Source organism: Pseudomonas sp. FSL R10-0399 (assembly GCF_009600165.1).
Lineage (GTDB): Bacteria > Pseudomonadota > Gammaproteobacteria > Pseudomonadales > Pseudomonadaceae > Aquipseudomonas > Aquipseudomonas helleri.
This window is the reverse complement of record NZ_WIWK01000153.1, coordinates 1-11,313: the sequence shown is the minus strand read 5'-3', so window position 1 is coordinate 11,313 and position 11,313 is coordinate 1. Positions and strand designations below refer to the sequence as shown.

8 protein-coding genes are annotated in these 11,313 nt (G+C 59.7%); 1 reads left to right on the top strand and 7 read right to left on the bottom strand.

Annotated elements, in window-relative coordinates:
* Nucleotides 1-193 precede the first annotated feature (193 nt).
* Entirely contained in the window at nucleotides 194-1,540 is a 1,347-nt protein-coding gene (pmbA, locus tag GHO41_RS26800) for a metalloprotease PmbA (protein ID WP_153435114.1), read from the bottom strand.
* A gap of 107 nt (nucleotides 1,541-1,647) precedes the next feature.
* Here pmbA and yjgA point away from each other — a divergent pair, with 107 nt between their 5' ends.
* Complete coding sequence (yjgA, locus tag GHO41_RS26795; protein WP_048368378.1) at nucleotides 1,648-2,169, top strand: ribosome biogenesis factor YjgA; 522 nt, start codon at nucleotides 1,648-1,650, stop codon at nucleotides 2,167-2,169.
* A gap of 44 nt (nucleotides 2,170-2,213) precedes the next feature.
* On the opposite strand, the gene tldD is transcribed toward yjgA, so the two are convergent.
* The 6 genes from tldD to mreD all read right to left on the bottom strand — a co-directional run bounded on the left by tldD (nucleotide 2,214) and on the right by mreD (nucleotide 11,179).
* Nucleotides 2,214-3,656 (bottom strand): metalloprotease TldD, encoded by a 1,443-nt coding sequence (gene tldD, locus GHO41_RS26790; protein WP_048368379.1) that lies wholly within the window; start codon nucleotides 3,654-3,656, stop codon nucleotides 2,214-2,216.
* A gap of 62 nt (nucleotides 3,657-3,718) precedes the next feature.
* A complete protein-coding gene (locus GHO41_RS26785) occupies nucleotides 3,719-4,567 on the bottom strand; it encodes a carbon-nitrogen hydrolase family protein (protein ID WP_153391932.1) in 849 nt (282 codons plus the stop codon).
* 63 nt (nucleotides 4,568-4,630) lie between these two features.
* Nucleotides 4,631-8,443, bottom strand: a complete 3,813-nt coding sequence (locus GHO41_RS26780; RefSeq protein ID WP_153435113.1) for a YhdP family protein — start codon at nucleotides 8,441-8,443, stop codon at nucleotides 4,631-4,633.
* 75 nt (nucleotides 8,444-8,518) lie between these two features.
* Entirely contained in the window at nucleotides 8,519-9,976 is a 1,458-nt protein-coding gene (rng, locus tag GHO41_RS26775; RefSeq protein WP_048368382.1) for a ribonuclease G, read from the bottom strand.
* 53 nt (nucleotides 9,977-10,029) lie between these two features.
* Complete coding sequence (locus GHO41_RS26770) at nucleotides 10,030-10,638, bottom strand: nucleoside triphosphate pyrophosphatase (RefSeq protein WP_153435112.1); 609 nt, start codon at nucleotides 10,636-10,638, stop codon at nucleotides 10,030-10,032.
* Between the two features lie 52 nt (nucleotides 10,639-10,690).
* Complete coding sequence (mreD, locus tag GHO41_RS26765) at nucleotides 10,691-11,179, bottom strand: rod shape-determining protein MreD (protein WP_048368384.1); 489 nt, start codon at nucleotides 11,177-11,179, stop codon at nucleotides 10,691-10,693.
* Between the last annotated feature and the right edge of the window lie 134 nt (nucleotides 11,180-11,313).

Here is an 11,313-nt window from a genome sequence, read left to right as displayed (position 1 = left end):
GCACCGCGAGCTAGCAGCTTGCCGTCCACCCCTCTCACCTAACACCTTAACTCCAACGAAGACACAAGCGAGCTTGCTTCTCGATCTTTCAAGATCAAAAGATCGCGAGGCAAGCTCGCTCCTACAAAGGTTGGGTCGAAAAAAAGGCGTATCACCCGTGAAGGTGATACGCCTTGATTACAAACGGGAAGGTTTAGCTGCCCGCGACGGTCATTCGTTCGATCAGCACCGAGCCGGTGCGGATGTTGCTGCGCAGTTCCAAGTCGTTACCCACGGCAACGATCTGTTTGAACATGTCGCGCATGTTGCCCGCGATGGTCACTTCTTGAACCGGGAACTGGATTTCACCGTTCTCAACCCAGAAACCCGCTGCGCCACGGGAGTAGTCGCCCGTGACCATGTTCAGGCCGCTGCCCATCAGTTCAGTCACCAGCAACCCCCGGCCCATGCGGCGGATCAGGGCCGCCTGGTCTTCGTCACCGTGGGTCACGAACAGGTTGTGCACGCCACCCGCGTTGGCGGTGCTGGGCAGGCCCAGTTTGCGGCCGGAATAGGTGCTGAGGATGTAGGACACCAACTCGCCATCCTTGATAAACGATTTGGCGTAAGTCGCCAGGCCGTCGTTATCGAAGGAGGAACTGCCCATGGCACGGACCAGATGCGGACGCTCGTCCAAGGTCAGCCATTCAGGGAAAATCTGCTGCCCCAACGCATCCAGCAAGAACGACGATTTACGGTACAGGTTGCCCCCCGAAATCGCGCCCAAAAAGCTGCCGAACAAGCCACCGGCCAGTTCAGCCGAGAACAATACCGGGACTTCGCAGGTCGGCACCGGGCGCGAACCCAGGCGGCGAGCGGCGCGTTCTGCGGCGCGCTGGCCGATGCTGACGGCGTCCATCAGCAACTCGCCCTGGCAGTTCACGTCATACCAGTAGTCACGCTGCATTTGCCCGTCGCCTTCGGCGATCATCACGCAGCTCAAGCTGTGCCGGGTAGACGCTGAACCACCGATAAAGCCATTGCTGTTGCCATACACCCGGCAGCCCTGATGAGTGCTGAGGGTGGTGCCGTCGGCGTTTTTGATGCGGCTGTCAGCGTCAAAAGCCGCAGCTTCGCAGGCCAAGGCCTTTTCGATGGCTTGTTCCGGGGTGATGTCCCAAGTGTGGAACACATCAAAATCTTTCAGGTCGCGGGCCATCAGGCTGGCGTCGGCCAGGCCCGAGCTTTCGTCTTCGGAGGTGTGCTTGGCAATTGCCAAAGCGGCCGCGACGGTTTCGCGGATAGCATCCGGGCCGCTGGCCGAGGTGCTGGCCGAGCCTTTACGCTGTCCCACATAGAGCGTGATGCCAAAACCCTGATCGCGATTGAACTCAACGGTTTCGACTTCGCGCTGGCGTACAGAGGTCGACAGGCCCTGCTCCAGCGACACCGCGACTTCGCAGGCGCTGGCGCCCTGGCGCTTGGCTTCGGCGATGATTTGCTCGACCTGCTGTTGCAGTGCCGGCAAGGCCTGCGGGCCGACGCTTTGTACTGCACTCATGGTTTTCTCCACTCAAATTCTGTTTTCGGTAGGGCCGCCGAGCGACCAGGCCGGACAAGCGGCCTCCGACTGGTTATCATGGCGGCGTTTCTTTGCGGACTGCCACCATGGTTGATTCTTACGACGACGCCTTCGACGGCGAAAAAAGCAAAACACAGGTCAAAAAAGAGCTGCATGCTCTGGTTGATCTGGGCGAGCGTCTTACAACGCTCAAGCCTGATTTGCTGAACAAAATGCCTTTGACTGACGCTATGCGTAAGGCTCTGGCAGATGCTCCAAAACACACGGCTCATATTGCGCGCAAGCGCCATCTGATGTTCATCGGCAAGCTGATGCGCGATCAACCGATCGACGAAATTCTTGCTTTGATCGATCAAGTCGATGCCTCTTCTCGCCAATACAACGAGCGTTTCCACAACCTCGAGCGCTGGCGTGATCGCCTGCTCGAAGGCGACGACGCTGTACTGGAAAAATTTGTTGTCGAGTTCCCTGAGGCTGACCGCCAGCAAATGCGCTCGGTCATCCGTCAGGCCAAACACGAACTGGCTCATAACAAGGCACCGGCCTCAAGCCGCAAATTGTTCAAGTACATTCGTGGGTTGGACGAGACGCAACGCGGTCTGCGTTAAATCTCGTACGTGGGTGGGTTGCCCTGCAACCCACCCGCTCCCCATCAACCGCCCGTACCGCCTACGGTAATCGCATCAATTTTCAGGGTTGGCTGCCCGACACCGACCGGTACCGACTGCCCATCCTTGCCACAGGTTCCGACGCCGCTGTCCAATGACAGGTCGTTACCGACCATCGACACCTTGCTCATCGCTTCCGGCCCGTTGCCAATCAGGGTCGCGCCTTTGACTGGACGAGTGATTTTGCCGTCTTCGATCAGGTAAGCCTCGCTGGTGGAAAATACAAACTTGCCGCTGGTGATGTCGACCTGACCACCGCCCAGATTGGCGCAGTAAATGCCCTTTTTCACCGACGCGATGATTTCTGCCGGATCACTTTCGCCACCCAACATGTAGGTGTTGGTCATGCGCGGCATGGGCAAGTGCGCATAGGATTCGCGACGGCCGTTACCGGTGCGTGCGACGCCCATCAGGCGCGCATTGAGCTTGTCTTGCATGTAGCCCTTGAGCACGCCATTTTCAATCAGCGTTGTGCACTCGGTCGGGGTGCCTTCGTCATCGACGCTCAACGAGCCACGACGACCGGCCAGGGTGCCGTCATCGACGATGGTGCACAGTTTGGAAGCAACCATTTCGCCCATGCGGCCGCTGTAGGCCGAGCTGCCTTTGCGGTTGAAGTCGCCCTCAAGGCCGTGCCCTACCGCTTCGTGCAGCAACACGCCCGACCAGCCAGAGCCCAGGACCACCGGCATGGTGCCCGCAGGTGCCGGTACGGCTTCGAGGTTGACCAGCGCCTGGCGCAACGCCTCACGGGCGTAGCCCATGGCGCGGTCGTCGGTCAGGAAGTAGCGGTAGTCGGTACGGCCACCGCCACCATGGCCACCGCGCTCGCGACGGCCATTTTGCTCGACGATCACACTGACATTGAAACGCACCAGCGGGCGCACATCGGCTGCCAGGCCGCCGTCGGTGGAGGCCACCAGAATACGCTCCCACACCCCGGCCATGCTCACGGTCACTTGCTGAATACGCGGGTCTAGAGCACGGGTGGCCGCATCGACGCGCTTGAGCAACTCGACTTTTTCGGCGCGGGTGATGACTTCCAGGGGGTTATCCGGGGCGTACAGTTGCGCCACGTCCTGGGTTGTAAAGGCTTGCACGGTGCCGTTTTGCCCGGCACGGGAGATGGAACGGGCAGCCCGCGCCGCCAGCCCCAGCGCTTCCAGGGTGATGGCATTGCTGTAGGCAAAGCCGGTTTTCTCACCTGACTGGGCACGCACTCCGACGCCCTGATCGAGATTGAAGCTGCCTTCTTTGACGATGCCGTCTTCCAGGGCCCAGGACTCGGAAATCTGCCCCTGAAAATACAAATCTGCTGCATCAATGCCCGGCCCGGCCAAGTCACCCAATACGCCTTGCAGGCTGTCGAGGGTGACACCGCCCGGTGCCAACAGGTGTTCGCTGACTGAGGTCAACAACTCGCTCATATTCACTCCGTCTTGGCCCCTGTTTCAGCATCATGGATGCACTGAACCCACGGGCCTGAAAATTAGTCCTGCTGTGCAGGTCGCTGTGCGCCCTGCGAAAAAAACCGCCGGTGGTTCACCACCGGCATGCGCGCCCTGATGGCGGCTTGTTCGTCAGCATCGCGCGCGGCCAGCAATACGCCCTCGCCTTGCGCCTGTTCCGCCAACACCCGGCCCCACGGGTCGATGATCGCCGCATGCCCGTAGGTTTCACGCGGGCCCGGATGAACACCGCCCTGGGCGGCGGCCAGTACATAACATTGGGTTTCGATGGCCCGTGCCCGAATCAGAATGTCCCAATGTGCAGCACCAGTCACCGCGGTAAAGGCCGAAGGCGCGGTGATCAACTCCGCTCCGGCAGCCCGCAATTCACTGTACAACTCCGGAAAACGCAGGTCGTAGCACACGGTCAGGCCCAATTTGCCCACCGGCGTATCGGCCACCACCACACGTTCACCGGGCGCGTAGTCATCCGACTCGCGGTAACGACCCCGGCTGTCAGACACATCCACATCAAACAAATGCAGCTTGTCGTAACGCGCCGCTTGCTCACCGTCGGCGTTGATCAACAATGAACAGGCATTGACCTTGGCGTCTGGCTGACCCGCTGGCGGCAGCGGCAAAGTGCCCGCCACTATCCATAACTTGAGGTCGCGTGCGGTCTGTTTCAACCATGGCAGGATTGGACCTTCGCCCAATGCCTCGGCGCGCCCCACATCAGCGATATCGCGACGGCCCATGGCAGCGAAGTTTTCTGGCAACACCGCGAGCTGTGCACCGCGTTGCGCCGCGTCTTCAAGCAAGCGCCGGGCCTGAGCCAGGTTGGCCAGCACATCGCTCTGGCTAACCATTTGAATCACTGCAAACGACATCACGCCCCCTTGATGGACTGTGTAGACAGAACCTCCACCGGCACTGCCGTTGTCATGCTACTCCTAGTTTTTCTCAAATGGCTTGTCGAAGGTGATTTTCGGGTCGTTCCATGGGCCTTGAATGCTGTATTGCACGCTGGCGAAACGTGACACCTGATCACCGATCAGCTTATTGAGCAGGAACATCGCACCGCCCGCTGCCGGGCCGCCGACCAACAAGGCCGCAAGCGGCAAGTTGTTGGTCACAGGCAGGGTCACCAGCAGTTTCGCATTCACCTGATCAGAGACCATGTTCAAAGTGCCACTGAGTTCAAGGTTAGTCGACGGGCCGGTCATGAGGATCGGCGAGGTGGTGCGGTATACGCCGTTGTTTGCGGTCAGGAAGCCTTTGACCCGGTCGTAGCTCAGTCCTTTGCTGAACAGGTCCGAGAAATCCAGGCGCAGACGCCGGCCGATAGCGTTGAAGTTCAGCAGGCCAAAAATGCGCACCACCTGTGTGCTGCCGTCGACCTCAACAAAGCGGCCTTTATTCAAGGTGGCATCGAGGGTGCCAGAGAACCGGTTCAGGCCAATCCAGGCAGGCGAGCCCGGCCAGCGGCCATCGATATCGACTTTGAAATCCTCACTGGTCACGCTTGGGGCAAAGCCCCAGCCCTGCAACACGTTAGCCAGGTTGCCGCCGCCAATCCGGCCCCGGTACCAGCTGTTGCTCGCCCCGGCCACGCCTTCCCAGCCGCCCGAGCCTTCAAGCAACAAACCCTTGAGGCCCAGGCTCAGGTTATTGAGGTTGATCCCGCGGGTGGTCGGCCTGATATTGAGCGACCAGGCGCCGAGCAAATCAGCGCCCTGATAGAGCTGGCGAATGATGATGTCGAGTGCCGGGATCTTGCGCGGATCGACCGACGCCAGTGGGTCCGGCGCATTGGGGTCGCTGACCGCTTTAGGGTCTGGCGCCGGGAGGCGGATGGTTTGCATCGTCACTTTGATCGGCGCGTTCTTCGCATCCGGCAACGTGACAGCGCCCGTCGCCTGTTTGCTGTTGATGTTAAGGTCCCAGGCCGCCCCGCTGCGCTTCATTTGCAGCCGCACCTGATCAAGCTGAGTGCCGAAGGCGATGAGCTTATTCACTTTGAAGTCGGCACTGCTAAGCAGTTGTTTGGCGCTGCCGCCCGGGTCTTTGCCCGCATAGCGCTCGGCCAGTGCCTGCCACGGGGCAACGTCGAGTTCTGACAACACACCGCGAATGCGCAAGCCTTTGGTAACCGGCAACACCGGGTCGCCATACCCCAGGAACAACTCACCCCGGCCGTCTTCAAACTTGCCATTGGGGGCGGCAAAGGTCAGGTTCGCCAAGTCACCGTAGTCAAACCAGTAACGCCGCTCAGCCCCTTGCAAGGTCATGCGAAACACCGCGTCGCGGCTTTCATTGGCGGCCAGGCCAAACGGTGCTGGCAAATCGATAGTCGCCCCTTTGAGTGACGAACTGACCCGCAACTGGCTGTCGGCATCGTCCAGGGTCAATTGCAACTGATAAGGCAGCATCCCGGACACCGGAATCGGCTGATTGAACTTGAGCCAGTCGGTCAGTTTTTTAACCCCGACCTGACCGCTTGCCACTACGCGGGTACTCAGCTTGCCCGACTTGCCCTCGGCAAAGATTTGCGCCTTGATCGGTTGGTCGAATGCGCGACCGCTGATGGCTTTGCCGCTCAGGCCCTTGGCGCTGTCGAAGCGGAAGTCGCCCTTGAGTTGGGTCAGTTCAAGTTCTGGATCACTGATTTTCAGGCGGGCCTTGTCGGTGTTGAAATCCACCACGACTTTCGGCTCTTCGCCATGCTCCAGCGGGATGTCGAGATCAACGCGGCCCTTGAGCGAGCCCTCGCCTTGCCAGCCGGCAAAGGTCGATTCAGTGCCAATTGGCGCTTCTTGCAAGATTTTCAGGCCATCGCCCAAACCGCCGTCGAAGTCACCGTCCAAAAACAAGTGAGTGACTTTGCCAGCGTGGACGTGAGGGATATTGACCGCGACGTTGCGCACTTTGGTGTCGAGCAACAGGCCTTTGCTGGCCATGATCCGCACACCGCTGTCTTCGATAAACACGTCACCGGAAACATCGCGCACATGTGGCCAGCCTGGCTGGAACGCCAATTCAGCGCCATGGACCTTGAAGAACAGGCTGATGTTGCGCGCCGCGTCCACGGCATCGTGGTCCAGTGAGCCTTGATACTGGAAAAAGCCCTCTTCCACCGAGCCTTTTAATATCGCCGTGCTCAACCACTCGGACAGCGCCGGGCTCAATACGGCCGGCAGGTATTTAGGGGTGAATCGACCATCGCCATCGGTCAGCCCGACGCGCAGGTCCATGTAGTCTTCCTGAGAGTGATCCATGTGGATGCGGATCAGGAAGTCAGCGGCAATTTTGCCCTCTTCGCCCAGCACCTTGATGTAGGGCGCGATCAAGGTGAAGCTGTTTTTATCCAGCGTCCACTTGAGCAAGGCATTGGCTTGCAGGTACTGCCAGGGCTTGTCGAAAATCGGGTCCAGGTGCAGGACAAAATCTTTGCTGTCGAGGCGCAATTCGCCCTTGCCCAGGTCACCACTGATCAGCCCGCTGACGTTACGCGCCGCCGGTGCCCCGTGGGTGGCATTGAAACCAACTTGCTGCAAGTTGGCGGCGAAGCTGATTTTTTGATCGTCGGTCGCATTCGGCCGGTAGTCGGCCAGGACGTTGCGCAAGGTGCCGGTGACGCTCAGTTGGTCAATCACCTTGGCAACGGCTTCTGGCACCGGCGCCAGCGAATCCATTAACGGGGTGATCGGCGTCAGGTCCAGATGATCGGCCTGTAAATGCCAACGTTCCTGCTCGCCTTGGGTGGCGGCGAACTGTTGCAACTGCAGGCGGGTTTCCCAGCGCTTGTCAGCGATGTTCATTGCCAGTGAATCGAGGGTAACCGTGAACCCCTGCTTGCCACGCTCGACCCAGGCATGCAGCGCCAGGTTGTCGAGGGTTTCGGCTTTGCGATCGGCATAGGCACCGCTCAGTTTGGGCGCATTGAGGCGCGCCACAGCGCTTTGCACGGTACCATTGCCCCAGTTGAACCAGAACTCGCCACCGGCTTTTAATTCAGAGACTTTCCACGGCTGGATCAGGCTGGCCGGCAGCCATTTGGCCCAGTCACTCTGCGGCAAGCTCAAATAGGCCTGAGCGGCACCGTCGCGCCAGCGGCTGGCCTGGATCTGGGTCTTGAGGCTCAGCGCCAGCGGCTGGCCGTCGGGCAGAGTCAAACGCGCATCCAGACGCTGGTCAGAAGCCCCCACGTCCAGCGTCAGCCCGACATAGGTCAGGGTCATCGGTGCATGATTGAAGGGTTCGAGGGTCACCTGGCTGTCGAGGACCGATACCCGCGCCACCCGCTGCAATTGATTCAGCAGTTGCTCGGGGTCCAGCGGCTGATCATCCTGCACAGGCAGCCCTTCCAGCGCCCAATGGCCGTCCTTGTCCTGACGGGCACTCAGTTGCAGGCCGCCCAGTTGCACGCTGGCAAGCCGCACATCGCGATTGAGCAGGCTGGCCCAGACATCGGGCACCACCTTCACGTTGTCCAGCCGCAGGGCACTAGTGCCCTCGCCGACCACCACGTCGTGCGCCAGCAGTACCGGCGCCATGCCCTTCCAGCTGCCTTCAAGGCTGCCAATGGTCAACGGCATGCCCAAGGCATCACGTGCCTTGGTCTGGATTTCTGCGCGGTATTCGGCAATCAGTGGCGTCAGCTCACGACCCAAGCTGACGTAGAGCGCCGTGAGCACCAGAACCAACGCACATAGACCTAATCCCCAGCGGGTCAGCGCGGCAAAAAAGCGTGTCAGACGCTCCATGTCAGGTGGCCCCTTCAGTGATGGTCGAGGGGGCTGCGCCCAACCCCCTGTCATGCGGATACGCGTTCAGATACTTCAGAGCAGTACCACGTCGTATTGTTCCTGGGAGTACTGAGTTTCTACTTGAAAACGGATGGTACGCCCGATAAATCCTTCCAGCTCGGCAACGTTGCCCGACTCTTCATCCAGCAAACGGTCAACAACACGCTGGTTGGCTAATACACGATAGCCAACGGCTTGGTACGCGCGGGCTTCACGGAGAATTTCGCGGAAGATTTCGTAGCAAATGGTTTCAGGGGTTTTCAGCTTGCCGCGCCCCTGGCAGCACACGCAGGGTTCGCAGAGCACTTGCTCAAGGCTTTCGCGGGTGCGCTTGCGGGTCATCTGTACCAGCCCCAACTCGGTGATACCGATGATGTTGGTCTTGGCGTGATCGCGCTCCAGCTGCTTTTCGAGGGTACGAAGCACCTGACGCTGGTGCTCTTCATCTTCCATGTCGATGAAGTCAATGATGATGATGCCGCCCAGATTACGCAGGCGCAGTTGCCGGGCGATGGCCGTTGCCGCTTCAAGGTTGGTCTTGAAGATGGTTTCTTCAAGGTTGCGATGGCCCACGAACGCGCCGGTGTTGACGTCGATGGTGGTCATGGCTTCAGCCGGGTCGACTACCAGATAACCGCCCGACTTGAGCGGCACCTTGCGGTCCAGCGCCTTCTGGATTTCGTCTTCTACGCCATACAGGTCAAAAATCGGCCGCTCGCCGGGGTAATGCTCAAGGCGGTCGGCGATTTCCGGCATCAGTTCAGCCACAAACTGGGTAGTCTTCTGGAAGGTTTCTCGCGAATCGATGCGAATTTTCTCGATCTTCGGGCTGACCAGGTCACGCAAGGTGCGCAACGCCAGGCCCAAGTCTTCATAGATAACGCTCGGTGCGCCCGCCGTTTTGATCTGCAGACCGATCTGGTCCCACAAGCGGCGCAAGTAGCGAATGTCCATGAGGATCTCATCCGCCCCGGCGCCTTCAGCGGCCGTGCGCAAAATAAAACCACCTGCTTCCTTGATGCCTTCTTGCGCCACGCAATCACTGACCACCTGCTTGAGGCGCTCACGTTCGGCTTCGTCTTCGATCTTCAGCGAAATACCGACATGGGCCGTGCGCGGCATGTACACCAGGTAGCGCGAAGGAATCGACAGCTGCGTGGTTAGGCGTGCGCCTTTTGACGCAATCGGGTCTTTGGTGACTTGCACCACCAGGCTTTGACCTTCGTGCACCAGCGCGCTGATGCTCTCAACGGCCTGGCCTTCACGCAGTGAAATTTCAGATGCGTGAATAAAGGCGGCACGGTCCAGTCCGATGTCGACAAAGGCAGCCTGCATGCCGGGCAACACCCGCACCACCTTGCCCTTATAAATGTTGCCAACAATGCCGCGGCGCTGGGTACGCTCGACATGCACCTCTTGCAGAACACCGTTCTCTACCACGGCCACGCGCGATTCCATCGGCGTGATGTTGATCAGAATCTCTTCACTCATGGCTGGGTCTCGTTCAGGCGTCATAGCATTAGTGCCAAGTCATGTAAGGCGCGTTATTCAGCGCTCGATAAGGTTTGCCAACAGGGTATGCCGAATTGCCCGAGCAGTTCTGCGGTTTCGCATACAGGCAAACCCACAACCCCGGAATAACTGCCATTAAGGCCCGCCACAAATACCGCGGCCAACCCTTGAATGGCGTAGCCACCGGCTTTGTCCTGAGGCTCTCCGCTGGCCCAATATTGGGCGGCTTCTTGCTGGCTGATGGTTCTGAAACTGACCCGGCTGCGCACCACACGGGTTTCGCAACGCTCGGCCGCCAAAATGGCAATGGCCGTCAAGACTTCATGCTCCCGGCCAGACAACGCCATGAGCATAGACAAGGCATCGGCCTCGTCGACCGGTTTGCCGAGAATCTGGTCATCCAGTACGACGGCGGTGTCGGCGCCCAATACGCAGAATGGAGCGCTTACCGAGGCCTCGAGCAGGTGCTCGCGCCCCGCACGGGCCTTTGCTCGCGCCAGGCGCTCGACATAGGCCGCAGGGCATTCGTCAGGGAGGGGAGTTTCGTCTATGGAGGCGCTGACCACCTGGAACGGCACGCCGATTTGAGTCAGTAACTCGCGGCGGCGCGGTGAGCCAGAGGCCAGAAAAAGCGGAGTCATCAAGACATCTCCCTGTCTACGTACACAAACCAGGAAATGGCTCGCGATCCAGTCAATTGATTTTGAAACGTCGGCGCAAACCGCGCAGCCCGTAGCTCACCCATGGCCACAACAGCGCACTGACCAGCGCTGGCAATACCAACGCCAGCGTGGGCTGGCGATTGCCGGTCAAGGCACTCAGCCATAGTTGAGCCAGTTGAGCCAGGCCAAATATGACCAGGATCACCAGGCTTTGCTGCCACATCGGGAACGTACGCAACCGTTGCGCCAGCGACAATACCAAAAAGGTGATGAGGGTCAGAATCAATGCATTCTGGCCCAGCAAGGTGCCGTACAGCACGTCTTCCATCAAGCCCAGGCACCAGGCGGTGACCATGCCCACCTTGTGCGGCAAGGCCAGGGCCCAGAATGCCAGCAACAGGGCCAACCACAACGGGCGCAGGATTTCCATGAACTGCGGCAACGGCGAAACGCTGAGCAACAGGCCGATGGCAAACGTCAGCCAGACAATCCAGCCGTTTCGCGAATGAGTGCCCGCCATTATTCCCTCTCCCGAGTAGTGGCCGGCGCAGCGGCTGGCGGCTTGGCTGCGGCGGGTACAGGTTTTTTCACGGTCTTGGGATCAGTTGCAGCCGGGGCTGGCGTCACCGCTGGCGCGGCGGCAGGTGCAGCAGG

What these genes read in the sequence shown, in the direction of transcription:
- GHO41_RS26770 (WP_153435112.1), bottom strand. Translation starts at nt 10,638, where the DNA reads ATGACTCCGCTTTTTCTGGCCTCTGGCTCACCGCGCCGCCGCGAGTTA.
- pmbA (WP_153435114.1), bottom strand. Translation starts at nt 1,540, where the DNA reads ATGAGTGCAGTACAAAGCGTCGGCCCGCAGGCCTTGCCGGCACTGCAA.
- GHO41_RS26785 (WP_153391932.1), bottom strand. Translation starts at nt 4,567, where the DNA reads ATGTCGTTTGCAGTGATTCAAATGGTTAGCCAGAGCGATGTGCTGGCC.
- yjgA (WP_048368378.1), top strand. Translation starts at nt 1,648, where the DNA reads ATGGTTGATTCTTACGACGACGCCTTCGACGGCGAAAAAAGCAAAACA.
- mreD (WP_048368384.1), bottom strand. Translation starts at nt 11,179, where the DNA reads ATGGCGGGCACTCATTCGCGAAACGGCTGGATTGTCTGGCTGACGTTT.
- tldD (WP_048368379.1), bottom strand. Translation starts at nt 3,656, where the DNA reads ATGAGCGAGTTGTTGACCTCAGTCAGCGAACACCTGTTGGCACCGGGC.
- GHO41_RS26780 (WP_153435113.1), bottom strand. Translation starts at nt 8,443, where the DNA reads ATGGAGCGTCTGACACGCTTTTTTGCCGCGCTGACCCGCTGGGGATTA.
- rng (WP_048368382.1), bottom strand. Translation starts at nt 9,976, where the DNA reads ATGAGTGAAGAGATTCTGATCAACATCACGCCGATGGAATCGCGCGTG.